We start from the raw sequence: 17,926 nt of genomic DNA, 5'->3' as shown, positions 1-17,926 counted from the left end.
CTTAGTGGATTAATACAACGTGCTGGATAGAATTAAAGTCTGTTTTACCGAAAGCATCCAAACCCAGATCGCGGCGGCGGAAGCACTGCCGGACGCCATTTCCCGCGCTGCGATGACGCTGGTTCAATCCTTACTCAACGGCAACAAAATCCTGTGCTGCGGCAACGGCACCTCGGCGGCCAACGCGCAGCACTTCGCCGCCAGCATGATCAACCGTTTTGAAACCGAGCGCCCCAGCCTGCCAGCCATCGCCCTCAACGCCGACAACGTGGTGCTGACGGCGATCAGCAACGATCGGTTGCACGACGAAGTGTACGCCAAGCAGGTGCGCGCACTTGGGCACACCGGTGACGTGCTGCTGGCGATTTCCACCCGCGGCAACAGCCGTGATATTGTGAAAGCGGTCGAGGCGGCCGTGACCCGCGATATGACCATCGTCGCGCTCACCGGCTACGACGGTGGCGAACTGGCCGGGTTGCTCGGCCAGCAGGATGTCGAGATCCGCATCCCGTCGCACCGCAGCTCGCGCATTCAGGAAATGCATATGCTGACCGTAAACTGCCTGTGCGACCTGATAGACAATACGTTATTCCCCCACCAGGACGATTAAGGAACTGAGATGAAGCTAAAAGCCACATTTGCAGTGCTGTCCAGCGCCCTGCTGTTGCAAGGCTGTATCGCCGGCGTCGTCGTCGGCAGTGCGGCCGTCGCGACCAAAACCGCCACCGACCCGCGCAGCGTCGGGACCCAGGTGGATGACGGCACGCTGGAAGCCAGGGTCGAAAGCGCCCTGAGCAAAGACCAGCAGTTGAAGAAAGATGCCCGGGTGGTCGCCACCGCCTATCAGGGCAAGGTGCTGTTGACCGGCCAGTCGCCTAACGCCGATCTCACCGCGCGCGCCAAGCAGATCGCCATGGGCGTGGAAGGCACGACCGAAGTGTATAACGAGATCCGTCAGGGCACGCCGGTCAGCCTGAGCACCGCGTCCTCCGACACCTGGATCACCACCAAGGTGCGTTCGCAGCTGCTCACCAGCGATACGGTGAAATCGTCCAACGTGAAGGTTACTACCGAAAACGGCGAAGTGTTCTTGCTGGGCCTGGTCACGCAGCAGGAAGGGCAGTCAGCGGCGCAGATTGCTAGCCAGGTCAGCGGCGTGAAGCACGTCACTACCGCCTTTACCTATGTGAAATAAACCGCTTGGCGGGAGCGGCACCGTGCCGCTCCCGCACGTTTAATCCAGCTTGTTCTCGCGTAAAAACGCTTCCCCGCCCAGTTGCCGCATTTGGCGCATAATCCATTGTTGACGCTGCACCACATAGCCGGACGGCGCATCGGCCCTGAAGCGGTGCGGATTCGGCAATACCGCCGCCAGCAGCGCCGCTTCGGCCGCGCTCAGACGTTTGGCCGGCTTATGGAAAAAGCGCTGTGAAGCCTCTTCCACGCCGAACACCCCGTCGCCGAACTCGACGATGTTCAGATACACCGTCAGAATACGTCGCTTGGTCCACACCAGCTCGATGCCCGACGTCAGCCCGGCCTCCAGCCCTTTGCGCAGCCAGCTGCGGCCATCCCACAGAAACAGGTTTTTAGCGGTCTGCTGCGACAGCGTGGATGCGCCGCGGATGCGCGTCGGGCGTTTCTCGTTGTGGCTGAGCGCCTTTTCAATGGCCGCCACATCGAAGCCCCAATGGTCTGGAAACTTCTGATCCTCCGCCGCCATCACCGCCAGCGCCATTTGCGGCGAGATATCGTCCATCGACACCCAGTCCGAATGGGCGACGTAGCCGAAGTCGCCGCTCAGCCAGGCGCTGACTTGCCTCTCCACCATCACGGCGGAAAACGGCACCGGCAGGAAGGCAAAGAGCACAATGCCCAACACCCACAGGCCGATAATCGCGATGACACCGCGCTTCAGCCAATACCACGGGCGCAGCCGCCGCCATCCGCCGAGCGATTTTCTCATTCAGACAGTTCCAGCACCCGCGCCACCAGCTTATCGATGCCGAGGGCCGCCTGCGCGATCGACGGCGCCAGCATATAGGCTGGCGTAGTCACGATCTTGTGCTCGCTGTCCACCACGATGTCGTCCACCGGACAAATCACCGGCTCGCCGCCCATGGCGTCAATCACTTCCCCCAGGTCCGGATCGTTGCCAATGGTGAGCCGCGCTTGTTGATCCAGCAGTTTCGGCAACAGCGCCGGCGCGATGCACATCAGGCCAATTGGTTTGTTGGCCTTATGCATCTCGCACGTCAGACGCGCCAAATCTTCATCGACCCAACATTCCGCGCCGGCTTCGGCGAAATTGCTGAGATTCTTGGCGGCACCAAAGCCACCGGGCACGATCAGCGCATCCAGCTGGGCGGCTTCCGCCAGCGCCAGCGGCTGCACTGCGCCACGGGCAATGCGCGCCGATTCAATCAGGACATTGCGCGACTCCGCCATCTCCTCACCTGATAAGTGATTAATAACATGGCATTGTGGTTTATCAGGCGCAAAGCACACCGCCTGGGCGCCGGCACGGTCCAACGCCAGCAGCGTCAGCACCGCCTCATGGATCTCCGTACCGTCATAAACGCCGCTGCCGCTGAGGACTACACCCACCTTTTTCATCACTCTTACTCCTGTCTCTGCTGTCAACTGGTTCGTGCTCTGAGTTGACAAACACTAATCTACATCACACATTTTAATGAATCTTCTAACAAGAGCGCTTACATTTGCTATGTTGTTGGCTGTATGATGTTTAGGAATTCGCAACAACCTGCTCGACCAGAACACTGAAACCAATACGCAGGTTCACAATTTCCCTGGTGTTGGCGCAATATTCGCGCACCCCGGCTTAGGTCGGGGTCATTTTTTTTCAGCGTTCTCAACCCAAGCTCTCAATACCTGCACGTCGTTGCGCCACTCTTGTTTCAACTCATCCACCCAATCCTGCACGTTATCCCACCAGGCCGGCAGCGTCGGCGTTTGAATTTGCTGCGCCAGCTGCTGCAGGTGACGCAGACCGACCGAGCCGGCGGCTCCCTTGATCTTGTGCCCTTCCTCGGTGATGCCTTTCTGATCGCGTGCCGTCATGTTGGAATCCAGTACCGCCAGGTAGCCCGGCATCATCTGTTCGAACATCTCCAGGCTTTGGTGGATCAGCTGCGGGCCAACCAGATCCATGTACTGTTCCAGCATCGCGGTATCGAGTAACGACTCATTAATCTGCATCGCCTTGTGCTCCGTTTTCTTTGAAGTGTGAGAAGGTTGATGATCCCAATAGTGTTTGATGACCTGGGTCAGCGCCGGCACCGACAACGGCTTGCTCAGCACATCGTCCATGCCCGCCTCGAGATACTCTTTTTTGTCTTTCAGCACGTTGGCGGTCAAAGCCACCAGCGGCGGCAGCGCCTGCCCGGCATAGCGTTCGCGCAGCGCCCGGGCGATATCCAGCCCGGTCATGTCCGGCAGTTGGATGTCCAGCAGTACCAGATCGAACTCGTCCGGGTCGAACATCGCCAGCGCATCGTGGCCGTTCATCGCCACATCGACGCTGTTGCCCAATTTCTCCAGCACCGATCGCGCCACGATCACGTTCAGTTCGATATCCTCCACCAGCAGGATGTGCAGCGCCGGCAACGGCAGCTCCTCTTCCTCCGATACCTCGCTGACGGCTTCCTGCACCGCCGGCGCCTGGATGGTCAGAGTGAAGCAAGAACCGTGCCCCTGTTCGCTGCGCACGGTGATGTCACCCCCCATGCTCTGCGCCAGCCGCTTGGAGACCGCCAGCCCGATGCCGGTGCCGGTGGCCGGACGGCCGCCGCGCTGATCTTTCACCTGGTAATACATGGCGAAGATCTTGTCCTGCTCGTCCTGCGGGATGCCCATGCCCGAATCTTCCACCTCGAACACCAACTTCTCCTGCGCCTCGCGCCGCACGCGCACCACGATTTTCCCCTGTTGGGTAAATTTCACCGCGTTGCCGATCAGGTTCCACAAGATCTGCCGCAGGCGCGTGCCGTCGGTCACGATCTGCTGCGGCAGCGGCGTCTGCGGCTCCATGATGAACTGCAGCCCTTTCGGCTGTGCCAACAGGCCGGAGAGGTTCTCCAGATCTGCCAGGAAACCGGTGAAGTCCACCGGCTGGTTGTCGAGCTGCACCTTGCGCCGCTCGAGCTTATCCATTTCGATAATGTCGTTGAAGATATTGCCGAGGGTGATGGCGCTGACGTGGATGGTCTTCAGGTATTTCAGTTGCTCGTCATTCAGCTCGGTATCGAGCAGGATGCGGCTCAGGCCGACGATGCCGTTAAGCGGCGTACGCAGCTCGTGGCTGATGGTGGAGATAAAGGTGGTCTTCTCCCTGCTGGCGTTCTCTAGCGCGTCCTGGTAGCGCTTACGCTCGGTAATATCGCGGCCGAAGCCCATCAGCCCGTGGCGTTTGCCCACCCGGTCGTAAAACGGGACCTTGCGCAGCTCGAAACAGGCTTTGCGGCCGTCGGGATACACCAGCCATTGTTCGTAGGTCAGCGAGACGTTGTGGCGGAACACCTTCTCGTCGGTCTCAATGACCTTTTCGGCGATCTCCTGGCCGTAGACGTCGAACGGCGTCAGGCCGATCAGCTGCTTCTCGCTTTTGCCGGTCAGCAGCTCCATCGCGCGGTTGCAGCCGGAGAACTCTTTGTCTTCGTTGCGGTAGTAGACCAGATCCGGCGAGGCATCGAGGAAGGAACGCAACAGCGCCGATTGCTGGCCCAGCTCAATCTGCGCCAGCTCGCGCTGTTCCATCTCTTCCGTCAGCTTCTCCATCACCTGCAGGCGCTCTTCTTCCGCCTTGATGCGATCGGCGATCTCCTGGTTCAGCTGGCTGATATTGTCTTTGAGCTGCTGATTGAGCTCCAGATCGCGGTGGCGCATCTCTTCCAGCTTGTCCACCAGCCGTGCCAGCCGCTGGCGCGACTCCTCCAGCTGCTCCACTACCACCGAGAGGAAGTAGACCGCCCACGGGGTGATCAACAGGCCGAAGAAGATCGAACGCACCACGTCGATGCTTTCCACTTCGCCGCGCAGCAGCATGGTCACCGCCATCTGCACCACCATCGCCAGCACCACCAGCGCCGAGGCCAGCAGCAGCGAGAAGCGTACCAACCCCAGTTTCACCATTAAATCAACGTAGTACTGGGCCAACACCCGGATTTGCTTCATAGCGGCTCCCATCAGACACAATCTTTTGAATCATACCGTAAAACCGCGGTGAGATAAGGCGGCAAACGCCGAAGTGTGGCAAAGATTGCACTTCAGAACGGCATTCCAGGGCGGTAGCGCCACTTTTCATCCAGCGCGCTGCCCTGCCCACCGCGCTGTTGCAGATAAGCACCGACCGCCTGCATGCCACTCCAGCGGTTTTCGCACCACAGCGGCGCCAGCAGCGTCGGCCGACGGGCGCTGGCGGAAAGACGGTGATACACCACCTCGCCCGGCGTGTGGCGGATCATCTCCCCGGCGCTGACGGCGTAGTCCTCCAACGCCAGTTCGGACAAGCGCCCGGCGCGCCACGCTCGTGCCAGGGTACTGCCGGTCACGACGTGCAGCGGATGCAGTTTGATGCCATCCACGCCAGTCTCCACCACCCGCTGCAGCGTGAGCAGATGATCGCGCTGAGTTTCTCCCGGCAGCCCGACGATCAGATGGCAGCACACCTTCAGCCCGCGCTGCCGGGCCAGCCGCGCCGTCTGCTGATAACAGCGAAAATCATGGCCGCGATTGATGCGCTTCAGCGTTTTATCGTGCGCCGTCTGCAGCCCCAGCTCCAGCCACACTTCATAGCCTTGCTCGCGGTATCCCGCCAGCAGATCCAGCGCGGCGGGCGGCACGCAGTCCGGCCGGGTGCCGACGCACAGGCCGACCATGGCGCTCTGCGCCAACGCCTGCCGATACATCGACGCCAGCCGTTCGATCTGCGCATAGGTGCTGGTATAGGCCTGGAAATAGGCCAGATAGCGCCGCGCCCGATCGACCCGCGCGGCCTGCTGCGCCAGCTGTTCGTCGATGCTCTGGCGCTGCATCGCTTCATCGGCGAACGAGGCGACATTGCAGAACGTACAGCCGCCGCGCCCCAACGTGCCGTCGCGGTTAGGGCAGCTGAATCCGCCGTGCAGCGTGAGTTTATGGATCTTTTCGCCATAGCGGTGCTGGAGATCTGCGCCAAACATATTGACTAATTGCGGCAACTGCATAATCTTGGTGATTCTCTGTGTTCAAAGCCGCGATGCTAATAAGAAACGGCTTTTCCCGCGATGACAGAGATCAACGCTTTCCCCGCAAGGCGCCACCAGGCATAACTATTCATCATAAACGCAAATCAATTCACTATAATTCTGATGAATTATTCTAATCGTCACGCAACCGTTAACGGCAATATGACAACACGGTGAAAAATAGTCATAAACATCAGCCAAGCAATATCTTATAGAATAAAATTCTGGCATTAACCCCCGCACTAGCATGGTGCAGAGATTAAGGGGTTGCACTATAGTGAGACAGCTCACACTTCTGCGGGGATCGGTGTTGCCCCACGACAGTGCAAAAATGCATTAAATTACTTATTTATCAAATAAATAAACATCATTAATTCGATAAGAATCTATCTTAAGCCCACATTTGACCTGCGAATTCTTTCTCGCTAAGTTGGAAGTCCGCTGGAAGCTTTCTGGACGGGCAAACGTCTCGTCATATTTATGCAGTAATTGAAGACTCCCTCTTAAAACAAGTCCTATACCACTTGTGAGACCGTCACGAGAGGCCATTGATGGAGGGCGGAAAAGCAGATTGGCGGGGTTAACTTGCTGATTGGACTTCTGCCTGAAATTGGGAAGCCCCCTCGCAGTAGGTTGTGAGAGTCACGCAGAGCCTGGGGAGGTTCACGATATGTTGTACGATAAATCCCAAGAGAGGGACAACTGTGGTTTCGGCCTGATCGCCCACATAGAAGGCGAACCTAGCCACAAGGTGGTGCGCACCGCCATTCACGCGCTGGCCCGCATGCAGCACCGCGGCGCGATCCTGGCCGACGGCAAGACCGGCGACGGCTGCGGCCTGTTGCTGCAAAAACCCGATCGCTTCTTCCGCATGGTGGCGGAAGAGCGCGGCTGGCGTTTGGCCAAGAACTACGCCGTCGGTATGATGTTCCTCAGCCAGAATGAAGAGGAAGCGCGCCTCAGCCGCCGCATCGTGGAAGAAGAGCTGCAAAACGAAACGCTGTCGATCGTCGGCTGGCGTGAAGTGCCGACTAACCCGGACGTGCTGGGTGAAATCGCCCTCTCCTCCCTGCCGCGCATCGAGCAAATCTTCGTTAATGCCCCGGCCGGCTGGCGCCCGCGCGATATGGAGCGCCGCCTGTTCGTGGCGCGTCGCCGCATCGAGAAACGCGTGCAGGACGACAGTTTCTACGTCTGCAGCTTCTCCAACCTGGTGACGATCTATAAAGGCCTGTGCATGCCTGCGGATCTGCCGCGCTTCTATCTCGATCTGGCGGACCTGCGCCTGGAGTCGGCCATTTGCCTGTTCCACCAGCGCTTCTCCACCAACACCGTGCCGCGCTGGCCGCTGGCGCAGCCGTTCCGTTACCTGGCGCACAACGGCGAAATCAATACCATCACCGGCAACCGCCAATGGGCGCGTGCCCGTACCTACAAATTCCAAACGCCACTGATCCCGGATCTGCAGGCCGCCGCGCCGTTCGTCAACGAAACCGGCTCCGACTCCAGTTCGCTGGACAACATGCTGGAGCTGCTGCTGGCGGGCGGGATGGATCTCATCCGCGCCATGCGCCTGCTGGTGCCGCCGGCCTGGCAAAACAACCCGGACATGGACGGCGATCTGCGCGCCTTCTTCGACTTCAACTCGATGCACATGGAGCCGTGGGACGGCCCGGCCGGCATCGTGATGTCCGACGGCCGCTACGCCGCCTGTAACCTCGATCGCAACGGCCTGCGCCCGGCGCGCTACGTGATCACCAAAGACAAGCTGATCACCTGCGCCTCCGAAGTCGGCATCTGGGATTACCAGCCGGATGAAGTGGTGGAAAAAGGCCGCGTCGGCCCCGGCGAGCTGATGGTGATCGACACCCGCAGCGGCCGCATCCTGCACTCAGCGGAAACCGACAACGATCTGAAAAGCCGCCACCCGTATAAAGAGTGGATGGAGAAAAACGTCAAACGCCTGGTGCCGTTCGAAGATCTGCCGGACGATCAGGTCGGCAGCCGCGAGCTCGACGACGCGCAGCTCGAAACCTACCAGAAACAGTTCGGCTACAGCAGCGAAGAGCTGGATCAGGTGATCCGCGTGCTGGGCGAGATTGGCCAGGAAGCCACCGGTTCGATGGGCGACGATACCCCGTTCGCCGTGCTCTCCAGCCGGCCGCGCATCGTTTACGACTACTTCCGCCAGCAGTTCGCGCAGGTCACCAACCCGCCGATCGATCCGCTGCGCGAAGCGCACGTCATGTCGCTGGCCACCAGCATCGGGCGTGAAATGAACGTGTTCTGCGAAGCCGAAGGCCAGGCGCACCGCCTGAGCTTCAAATCGCCGATCCTGCTGTACTCCGATTTCAAACAGCTCACCACGCTAGAAGGCGAATACTATCGCGCCGAGACGCTCGATCTGACCTTCGATCCGCAGCAGCAGGATCTGGAGCAGACCATTCGCGCCCTGTGCGACGAAGCGGAACGCAAGGTGCGCGAAGGCGCAGTGCTGTTGGTGCTGTCCGACCGCGCCATCGCGCCCGGCCGCCTGCCGGTACCGGCTCCAATGGCCGTGGGCGCCGTGCAAACCCGCCTGGTGGAGAAAAGCCTGCGCTGCGACGCCAACCTGATCGTTGAAACCGCCAGCGCCCGCGATCCGCACCACTTCGCCGTGCTACTCGGCTTCGGCGCGACCGCCATCTACCCGTATCTGGCCTATGAAACCCTGGCCAAGCTGGTGGACAGCCAGGCGATCGACAAGAAATACCGCGACGTGATGCTGAACTACCGCAACGGCATCAACAAAGGCCTGTACAAGATCATGTCCAAGATGGGCATCTCGACCATCGCCTCTTACCGCTGCTCCAAGCTGTTCGAAGCGGTCGGCCTGCACCGCGATCTGGCGGATCTGTGCTTCCAGGGCGTGGTCAGCCGCATCGGCGGTGCCAGCTTCAGCGACTTCCAGCAGGATCTGCAGAACCTCTCCAAGCGCGCCTGGCTGAAACGCAAGCCGCTGGAGCAAGGCGGCCTGCTGAAGTTCGTACACGGCGGCGAATACCACGCCTACAACCCGGACGTGGTGAACTCGTTGCAAAAAGCGGTGCACAGCGGCGAGTACAGCGACTACCAGGCCTACGCCAAGCTGGTGAACGAGCGGCCGGTCGCCATGCTGCGCGATCTGCTGGCCATCACGCCGAAAGGCGAACCGATCCCGGTCGATCAGGTTGAACCGGCGGAGTCGCTGTTCAAACGCTTCGACACGGCGGCGATGTCGATCGGCGCACTGAGCCCGGAAGCGCACGAGTCGCTGGCGATCGCCATGAACGGTCTCGGCGGCTTCTCCAACTCTGGCGAAGGCGGCGAAGATCCGGCGCGCTACCGCACCAACAAGGTGTCGCGCATCAAACAGGTGGCCTCCGGCCGCTTCGGCGTGACGCCGGCCTACCTGGTGAACGCCGACGTGATCCAAATTAAGGTCGCGCAAGGCGCCAAGCCGGGCGAAGGCGGCCAGCTACCGGGCGACAAAGTCACTCCGTACATCGCCAGATTGCGTTATTCAGTGCCGGGCGTGACGCTGATCTCCCCGCCGCCGCACCACGACATCTACTCGATCGAAGATCTGGCGCAGCTGATCTTCGACCTGAAGCAGGTCAACCCGAAGGCGGTGATCTCGGTGAAACTGGTGTCCGAGCCGGGCGTGGGCACCATCGCCACCGGCGTGGCGAAAGCCTATGCCGATCTGATCACCATCGCCGGTTACGACGGCGGCACCGGCGCCAGCCCGCTGTCCTCGGTGAAATATGCCGGCTGTCCGTGGGAACTGGGCCTGGTGGAAACCCAGCAGGCGCTGGTGGCCAACGGCCTGCGCCACAAGATCCGCCTGCAGGTGGACGGCGGCCTGAAAACCGGCGTGGACATCGTCAAAGCGGCGATCCTGGGCGCGGAAAGCTTCGGCTTCGGCACCGGGCCGATGGTGGCGCTGGGCTGCAAATACCTGCGCATCTGCCACCTCAACAACTGCGCGACCGGCGTCGCGACTCAGGACGACAAGCTGCGCCGCGATCACTACCACGGCCTGCCGGAACGCGTGACGAATTACTTCCAGTTTATCGCGCGTGAAACCCGCGAGATCATGGCCCAACTGGGCGTGAGCCAACTGGTGGATCTGATCGGCCGCACCGAGTTCCTGACCGAGCTGGACGGCATCTCCGCCAAGCAGAACAAGCTGGATCTGTCGCCGCTGCTGAAAACCGCCACGCCGCATCCGGGCAAAGCGGTGTACTGCACCGAAAGCAGCAACCCGGCGTTCGACAAGGGCCTGCTGAACAAAGAGCTGCTGGCGCAGGCGCAGCCGTACATCGAAGCGAAGCAGGGTAAAACCTTCTACTTCGACATTCGCAACACCGACCGCTCCGTGGGCGCCATGCTGTCCGGCGCGATCGCCGACGTGCACGGCGATCAGGGCATGGCGGCCGATCCTATTAAGGCGCACTTCTCCGGCACCGCCGGGCAGAGCTTCGGCGTTTGGAACGCCGGCGGCGTCGAGCTGACCCTGACCGGCGATGCCAACGACTATGTCGGCAAAGGCATGGCCGGCGGCAGCATCGCAGTGCGTCCGCCGATCGGCTCCGCCTTCCGCAGCCATGAAGCCAGTATCGTCGGCAACACCTGCCTGTACGGCGCCACCGGCGGCAAGCTGTTCGCTGCCGGCCGCGCGGGCGAACGCTTCGCGGTGCGCAACTCCGGCGCCATCACCGTGGTGGAAGGCATCGGCGACAACGGCTGCGAATACATGACCGGCGGCATCGTCTGTGTGCTGGGTAAAACCGGCATCAACTTCGGTGCCGGCATGACCGGCGGCTTTGCCTACGTGTTGGACGAAGATGGCGAGTTCCGCAAGCGCGTGAATCCGGAGCTGGTGGAAGTGCTGGATGTCGATCAGCTGGCGATCCATGAGGAGCACCTGCGCGGCCTGATCACCGAACACGTGCAGGCGACCGGCTCTTCCCGCGCGGAAGAGATCCTGGCCAACTGGCCGGAGTGGGCGCCAAAGTTCGCCCTGGTCAAACCGAAGTCCAGCGATGTCAAAGCGCTGTTGGGTCACCGTAGCCGCTCCGCAGCCGAGCTGCGGGTGCAGGCGCAGTAAGAGGTAGGTCATTAATGAGCCAGAACGTTTATCAATTTATCGACCTGCAGCGTGTTGATCCGCCAAAGAAACCGCTGAAGATCCGCAAAATCGAGTTCGTCGAGATCTACGAACCGTTTTCGGAAACCCAGGCCAAGGCCCAGGCGGACCGCTGTCTGTCCTGCGGCAACCCGTATTGCGAGTGGAAGTGCCCGGTGCACAACTACATCCCGAATTGGCTGAAACTGGCCAACGAAGGCCGCATCATGGAAGCGGCGGACCTGGCGCATCAGACCAACAGCCTGCCGGAAGTGTGCGGCCGCGTGTGCCCGCAGGATCGCCTGTGCGAAGGCTCCTGCACCCTGAACGACGAGTTCGGCGCGGTCACCATCGGCAATATCGAGCGCTACATCAGCGATAAGGCCATCGAAATGGGCTGGAAGCCGGACATGTCGCACGTGCAGCCGACCGGCAAGCGCGTGGCGATCGTCGGTGCCGGCCCTGCCGGGCTGGCCTGCGCCGACGTGCTGACCCGCAACGGCGTCAAAGCGGTGGTGTATGACCGTCATCCTGAGATCGGCGGCCTGCTGACCTTCGGTATCCCGGCCTTCAAGCTGGAAAAGGAAGTGATGGTCAAACGCCGCGGCATCTTCAGCGAGATGGGCATCGAGTTCCAGCTGAACACCGAAGTGGGCAAAGACATCAGCATGGAGACCTTGCTGAGCGAGTACGATGCGGTGTTCCTCGGCGTCGGTACCTATCAGTCGATGCGCGGCGGCCTGGAGAATGAGGAAGCGCAGGGCGTGTACGACGCGCTGCCGTTCCTGATCGCCAACACCAAGCAGCTGATGGGCTATGAAACCGAGCAGCACGAGCCTTACGTCAGCATGGAAGGCAAGCGGGTAGTGGTGCTGGGCGGCGGCGATACCGCCATGGACTGTGTGCGTACCTCGGTGCGTCAGGGCGCGACGCAGGTCGTCTGCGCCTACCGCCGCGACGAGGCCAACATGCCGGGCTCCAAGCGCGAAGTGAAGAACGCGCGGGAAGAAGGGGTGGACTTCCAGTTCAACCTGCAGCCGCTGAGCATCGAACTGAACAGCGCCGGCCGCGTGGCCGGGGTGAAAATGGTGCGCACTCAGCTGGGCGCACCGGATGCCAACGGCCGTCAGGCGGCGGAGCAGGTACCGGGTTCCGAACACGTTATCGACGCCGACGCGGTGGTGATGGCGTTCGGCTTCCGCCCACACCGTATGGACTGGCTGGCGGCGCACGACGTGCAGCTCGATAAACAGGGCCGCATCGTGGCGCCGGAAGGCAGCGACAACGCATTCCAGACCAGCAACCCGAAAATCTTCGCCGGTGGCGACGCGGTCCGCGGCTCCGACCTGGTGGTGACGGCGATCGCCGAAGGCCGCAAAGCGGCAGACGGCATCATGAACTACCTGGAAGTGTAAACCTTCCGTACCGCCAAAGGCCCGGCACGTTGCCGGGCCTTTGTTTTAACCGGCCACGCTTTGTAACAACCGCCCCTCTCCTCACTGCCTCAACGCGCTATAGTATTGAGTTAGCACCATTGCAGGGCGCGGCTGCGCCTGACACCGAGATAAGGATAGCGAACATGAAATGCTCCATTTCCCTGTTGGCCGGCGCGCTGCTGGCCGTCAGTTTCAGCGCCTCAGCCCTGGCGCTGGATTCGCAGGAGGTCGGTTACAATATCGAAGCGCGCGGCGCGCGGCCGGTCGTGGCGCAGTTGGGCAAGGCCGGGCAGTTCAGCGCCGTGGAAAACAGCATCCGGTTGGGGGACGACAACTGGATTGCTCTGGCGCCCAAGCTGGCCGGCGGCGGCAATGCCGGATTTACCGCCGGCATTAAATCTGCCCTCTCCGCGGCCCTGATCTACAACCCGGCGGCGGTATTGCAGGCGCTCAACAAAGGCAACGATCTGCCGCTCAATGACATCTGCACCGCGCCACCGGAAGTGCAAGGCGACACCGCCATCACCAGCTTCCGTGAGCGTGCAGCCCACGCGCTGTCCACCGTGCGCGTAGGCGATCTCAGCGCGCCGCGCGATGCCTGCATTGCCGCCTTGAAAGGCTGATCCGCTTCGTCCGGGCAAAAAAAAGCACCCCACGGGGTGCTTTTTCGTTTGTTCACGCGGGCTTATTTCACCACACGCAGCGCCGGGCGGCCACCGCGCGGCGGCTGCGGCGGTTCGTCGTCCGGGCCGTCATCTTCCGCGGTATCCGGGCGATCGCCGTCGATCACCGACATCAAGGTTTCCGAAGGGATCGTCTCATTGTCCAGACCTTCGAACACGCCTTCGCTCTCGTCGTAGGCGGCTTCCGGTTCGAACATCGTGCCGGCGCCGTTTTCACGCGCATAAATCGCCAGTACGGCTGCCATCGGCACCGAAACCTGACGCGGCACGCCGCCGAAACGTGCGTTAAACTGCACGTCTTCGTTGCCCAACGCCAGGTTGCCTACCGCGCGCGGCGCGATATTCAACACGATCTGGCCATCACGCGCGAACTCCATCGGCACCTGAACATCCGGGCGAGTCACGTCGACCACCAGGTGCGGCGTCAGCTGGTTATCCAGCAGCCAGTCGTAGAACGCCCGCAGCAGATACGGGCGACGCGGCGTCATCTGAGACATGTCCATCGCGCTTAGCCCCGGGTTTGCAGGCGCATTTCACGCTCGGCTTCGGTCAGGGAAGCCAGGAAAGCGTCGCGTTCGAAGACGCGGGTCATGTAGCCTTTCAGCTCTTTAGAGCCGGCGCCGCTCAATTCGATGCCCAGCTGCGGCAGACGCCACAACAGCGGTGCCAGGTAGCAATCCACCAGGCTGAACTCTTCGCTCATGAAATACGGCGTCTGGCCGAAGATAGGCGCGATCGCCAACAGCTCTTCACGCAGCTGACGACGGGCGGATTCCGCTTCCTGACCGCTGCTCTTCTCGATCTTGTCCATCAGCGAGTACCAGTTCTTCTCGATGCGCAGCATCATCAGACGGCTCTCACCACGGGCAACCGGGTAAACCGGCATCAGCGGCGGGTGCGGGAAGCGCTCATCCAGATATTCCATGATGATGCGGGATTCATACAGGGTCAGTTCGCGATCGACCAGCGTAGGCACCGTCTGGTAAGGGTTGAGGTCAATCAGATCTTGCGGCAGGTTATCCATTTCGACCTGCTCGATCTCGACGCTGACACCTTTCTCCGCCAGTACGATACGTACTTGATGGCTAAAAATGTCGGTCGGGCCAGAGAACAGCGTCATTACCGAACGTTTGTTGGCAGCGACAGCCATGAAAACCTCCAAGTTATCTAGAAAATACTGCGAATAGCCAACTGACAGGCTGCTATCCTGAATAATCTTGCCGCAGGCCGGCAGCACGCAGCGCGACCCGAACCCATAAAAAACCGGCCCAGGAGGTCAACTGCACGGCGAACAGGCGCAAAAGTGGGTGATAGTTTACCAGATTTTGCTTGTTTTGTGGGGGCGCTGCGGCGAATTCATGTTGAATTGTCTGATATGCCACAGATTTTAGTCGGGGACGGCGGATTTCAGGCATAAAAAAACCCGGTGAAGCACCGGGTTTTTTGCGTAAATCGCACTGCCGAAGCAGCGAAAATTAACGCTTGGAGAACTGCGGACGACGACGTGCTTTACGCAGACCGACTTTCTTACGTTCAACCTGACGAGCGTCACGGGTGACGAAGCCAGCTTTACGCAGTTCAGAACGCAGAGTCTCATCGTACTCCATCAGTGCACGGGTGATACCGTGACGGATAGCGCCAGCTTGACCGGAGATACCACCACCTTTAACGGTGATGTACAGATCCAGTTTGCCAACCATGTCGACCAGTTCCAGCGGCTGACGAACTACCATGCGGGCAGTTTCGCGACCGAAGTACTGTTCCAGGCTGCGCTGGTTGATAACGATGTTACCGTTGCCCGGCTTGATGAAGACGCGAGCGGCGGAGCTTTTGCGGCGACCAGTGCCGTAGTATTGATTTTCAGCCATTGCCATTAATCCCGATTAAATGTCCAGAACTTGCGGTTGCTGTGCCGCGTGATTGTGCTCGGTGCCCGCGTAAACTTTCAGTTTACGGAACATAGCACGACCCAGCGGGCCCTTTGGCAGCATGCCTTTAACCGCGATTTCAATCACGCGCTCAGGACGGCGGGCAATCATCTCTTCAAAGGTCGCTTGCTTGATACCACCGATGTGGCCGGTGTGGTGGTAGTACACTTTGTCTGTACGCTTGTTGCCGGTTACAGCAACTTTGTCAGCGTTCAGAACGATGATGTAATCACCGGTATCCACGTGCGGGGTGTATTCCGCTTTATGCTTGCCGCGCAGGCGACGAGCCAGTTCAGTAGCGAGACGGCCTAAAGTTTTACCATCTGCATCAACAACGTACCAGTCGCGTTTTACGGTTTCTGGTTTAGCTGTAAAAGTTTTCATTAGAAAGCTTACCCAATAATTAGTTACACGTTGGTGAACACCCAAACGCTCGAAAACAGTTGAGGCTCACACGACCATACAAGTCCAGCAAACCTACCCCTTCGAATAGCCATTGCCGGCACTATAAAGTTTTTGGGAAAAAAAACTTTGTTGTAACGTGGGGTCGCAAGATTATAGAGAAGTCGCTCACAAAGATCGAACGGTTTTTGAATGGAAAATAAATTTATCGCCGGCGGCGGACAACCGGCGATATGGCGGCGGCAAGCCCGGCAGATTCAGGGCAGATGCGGCAGCTTGAGGTACTCTTCGCTCTGCATTTCCTGCAGGCGCGACAGGCAGCGCTGGAATTCAAATTTCAGCTGCACCCCCTGATAGATCTCGAACATCGACGCTTCGGCGCCGATCACCAGCTTGATGTGCCGTTCGTAGAATTCGTCCACCAACGCCAGGAAACGGCGCGCGGTATTCTCTTTCAGCGGCCCCATTACCCGCACATTATACAGGATCACGCTGTGATACAGCCGCGACAGCGCGATGTAGTCTAGTTGGCTGCGCGCCTCTTCGCACAACGTGTGGAAATCCACCGCCAGCACGCCGTCCACCGAACGGATCGCCTGCAGCGGCCGATGGTTGATCTGCAGCACCGGCGCGTCCTCCCCCGCCTTGCCCGCCAGCTTGACGAACATCCGATCCAGCGTCTCGCGCGTCTGGTCGCTCAGCGGCGTCAGGTAGAGGTGCGCCTGGGTCAGGGTACGCAGACGATAGTCGATGCCGGCGTCGACGTTCATCACGTCGCAGTACTCGTTGATCAGATCGATGGCCGGCAGGAAACGCGCCCGCTGCAGACCGTTGCGGTACAGATCGTCCGGCGGGATGTTCGACGTGGCCACCAGCGTGATGCCGCGCGCGAACAGCGCCTGCAGCAGCGTGGCCAGCAGCATGGCGTCGGTGATGTCGGACACGAAGAATTCGTCGAAGCACAACACATCGGTCTCGGCCTTGAAGCCGTCGGCGACGATTTCCAGCGGGTTTTCCCGCCCTTGCAACTCGGTCAGCTCTTCATGCACCCGCAGCATGAAGCGATGGAAGTGCAGACGCATTTTGCGATCGCCCGGCAGGCTGTGGAAGAACATGTCCATCAACCAGGTTTTGCCGCGCCCGACGCCGCCCCACATATACAGCCCCTGCACCGGACGCTGCGGCGCCGTTTCGCCGCCCTTGCCCAGCAAGCGATTGAGCTTGCCGCGCAGCCCGCCGGTCGGCGCGCTCGCCGCAGGCTTTTGCAGCAGGGCCTGATAAATGCGATCCAGTTGAGTAACGGCCCGACGTTGAACCTCATCGGCCTGATATTCCCCCGCGTCCAGCGCCTGCTGGTAGCGAGATAACGGTGATAGTGCCTGCATCTGTTCGATGTTCCCTAAGAACGCTTAGAAATTATTTAGCCAACGTTGGCGGCAAGTTGATGCCGATTCGCACCGTTATCGCCACAAATGCCCACTGCGGGCGCCGCTGAAAACCCTGTAAAAATTAGGTGGAAGCGCATCAGGATTCCACTCGGACAAGGTTAACGGTTATAGTGGATATTATTAAGTGAAAAATCCCTGCGGAACAACGAAGTCAAAATAGGAGTCATCATGACCTGGGAGTATGCGCTGATTGGTTTGGTCGTCGGTATCGTGATTGGTGCGGTGGCGATGCGTTTTGGCAACCGTAAATTACGTCAACAACAAGTCCTGCAGAACGAATTGGACAAGAGCAAAACCGAGCTGGAAGAGTACCGTCAGGAGCTGGTCGGCCACTTTGCCCGCAGCGCCGAGCTGCTGGACAACATGGCACGCGATTATCGTCAGCTGTATCAGCACATGGCGAAAAGCTCCAACAACCTGCTGCCGGACCTGCCGATGCAGGAAAATCCGTTCCGCTATCGCCTGACCGAAGCGGAAGCAGACAACGATCAGGCGCCGGTGGAAATGCCGCGCGACTATTCGGAAGGCGCCTCCGGCCTGCTGCGCGGCCAAAGCGCGCGCCGCGACTAATATCCCTTCGCCCGCGGGGCCACCCGCGGGTTTTCCCCCGTTTACCGTCTTGACCTTCCCTCGCA

The 17,926-nt window shown here is 60.1% G+C and carries 15 protein-coding genes; 6 read left to right on the top strand and 9 right to left on the bottom strand.

Annotated features, from left to right (window positions below):
• The first annotated feature begins 19 nt into the window (after positions 1-19).
• The gene (gene diaA / locus FOT55_RS05235) at positions 20-610 is read left to right on the top strand and encodes a DnaA initiator-associating protein DiaA (RefSeq protein WP_004937103.1); all 591 of its coding nucleotides are present in this window, start codon (positions 20-22) and stop codon (positions 608-610) included.
• Positions 611-619: 9 nt separating this feature from the next.
• Entirely contained in the window at positions 620-1,195 is a 576-nt protein-coding gene (gene dolP / locus FOT55_RS05230) for a division/outer membrane stress-associated lipid-binding lipoprotein (RefSeq protein ID WP_004937101.1), read from the top strand.
• 39 nt (positions 1,196-1,234) lie between these two features.
• On the opposite strand, the gene mtgA is transcribed toward dolP, so the two are convergent.
• From mtgA to mnmL, 4 genes are all read right to left on the bottom strand, one after another.
• The gene (gene mtgA, locus FOT55_RS05225; RefSeq protein ID WP_025304358.1) at positions 1,235-1,966 is read right to left on the bottom strand and encodes a monofunctional biosynthetic peptidoglycan transglycosylase; all 732 of its coding nucleotides are present in this window, start codon (positions 1,964-1,966) and stop codon (positions 1,235-1,237) included.
• Positions 1,963-2,616 (bottom strand): isoprenoid biosynthesis glyoxalase ElbB, encoded by a 654-nt coding sequence (elbB, locus tag FOT55_RS05220; protein WP_147823193.1) that lies wholly within the window; start codon positions 2,614-2,616, stop codon positions 1,963-1,965. The genes mtgA and elbB overlap by 4 nt, the downstream gene beginning before the upstream one ends.
• Before the next feature lie 237 nt (positions 2,617-2,853).
• Positions 2,854-5,193: an aerobic respiration two-component sensor histidine kinase ArcB gene (arcB, locus tag FOT55_RS05215; protein ID WP_147823192.1), complete on the bottom strand. Its 2,340-nt coding sequence runs from the start codon at positions 5,191-5,193 to the stop codon at positions 2,854-2,856.
• A gap of 92 nt (positions 5,194-5,285) precedes the next feature.
• The gene (gene mnmL / locus FOT55_RS05210) at positions 5,286-6,224 is read right to left on the bottom strand and encodes a tRNA modification radical SAM protein MnmL/YtqA (RefSeq protein WP_089196283.1); all 939 of its coding nucleotides are present in this window, start codon (positions 6,222-6,224) and stop codon (positions 5,286-5,288) included.
• A gap of 691 nt (positions 6,225-6,915) precedes the next feature.
• Here mnmL and gltB point away from each other — a divergent pair.
• The 3 genes from gltB to FOT55_RS05195 all read left to right on the top strand — a co-directional run bounded on the left by gltB (position 6,916) and on the right by FOT55_RS05195 (position 13,453).
• Positions 6,916-11,376 carry a glutamate synthase large subunit gene (gene gltB, locus FOT55_RS05205; protein ID WP_060434641.1) on the top strand — a complete coding sequence of 1,487 codons (4,461 nt, stop codon included), beginning with the start codon at positions 6,916-6,918 and terminating at the stop codon, positions 11,374-11,376.
• Between the two features lie 14 nt (positions 11,377-11,390).
• Entirely contained in the window at positions 11,391-12,809 is a 1,419-nt protein-coding gene (locus tag FOT55_RS05200) for a glutamate synthase small subunit (RefSeq protein WP_043141970.1), read from the top strand.
• A gap of 164 nt (positions 12,810-12,973) precedes the next feature.
• Positions 12,974-13,453 carry a hypothetical protein gene (locus FOT55_RS05195; protein WP_025304364.1) on the top strand — a complete coding sequence of 160 codons (480 nt, stop codon included), beginning with the start codon at positions 12,974-12,976 and terminating at the stop codon, positions 13,451-13,453.
• A 62-nt stretch (positions 13,454-13,515) separates the two neighbouring features.
• Here the strand turns inward: FOT55_RS05195 and sspB are convergent, their stop codons facing one another.
• The 5 genes from sspB to zapE form a co-directional block, all read right to left on the bottom strand.
• Complete coding sequence (gene sspB / locus FOT55_RS05190) at positions 13,516-14,016, bottom strand: ClpXP protease specificity-enhancing factor (RefSeq protein WP_025304365.1); 501 nt, start codon at positions 14,014-14,016, stop codon at positions 13,516-13,518.
• 5 nt (positions 14,017-14,021) lie between these two features.
• Positions 14,022-14,663 (bottom strand): stringent starvation protein SspA, encoded by a 642-nt coding sequence (sspA, locus tag FOT55_RS05185; RefSeq protein WP_025304366.1) that lies wholly within the window; start codon positions 14,661-14,663, stop codon positions 14,022-14,024.
• 325 nt (positions 14,664-14,988) lie between these two features.
• Positions 14,989-15,381, bottom strand: a complete 393-nt coding sequence (rpsI, locus tag FOT55_RS05180; protein WP_004937080.1) for a 30S ribosomal protein S9 — start codon at positions 15,379-15,381, stop codon at positions 14,989-14,991.
• Positions 15,382-15,396: 15 nt separating this feature from the next.
• The gene (gene rplM, locus FOT55_RS05175; RefSeq protein WP_004937079.1) at positions 15,397-15,825 is read right to left on the bottom strand and encodes a 50S ribosomal protein L13; all 429 of its coding nucleotides are present in this window, start codon (positions 15,823-15,825) and stop codon (positions 15,397-15,399) included.
• Between the two features lie 275 nt (positions 15,826-16,100).
• Positions 16,101-17,228, bottom strand: a complete 1,128-nt coding sequence (gene zapE / locus FOT55_RS05170; RefSeq protein WP_147823191.1) for a cell division protein ZapE — start codon at positions 17,226-17,228, stop codon at positions 16,101-16,103.
• Between the two features lie 231 nt (positions 17,229-17,459).
• Between zapE and zapG the strand changes: the two genes are divergently transcribed.
• On the top strand, positions 17,460-17,861 hold the full coding sequence (zapG, locus tag FOT55_RS05165) for a Z-ring associated protein ZapG (RefSeq protein WP_004937074.1): 402 nt from the start codon (positions 17,460-17,462) through the stop codon (positions 17,859-17,861).
• Positions 17,862-17,926: the final 65 nt, after the last annotated feature.

It is taken from the genome of Serratia bockelmannii (assembly GCF_008011855.1).
Classification (GTDB): Bacteria; Pseudomonadota; Gammaproteobacteria; order Enterobacterales; family Enterobacteriaceae; genus Serratia; species Serratia bockelmannii.
Note: the sequence above shows the minus strand (reverse complement) of the source record. Positions and strands in the feature narration are given on the sequence as shown.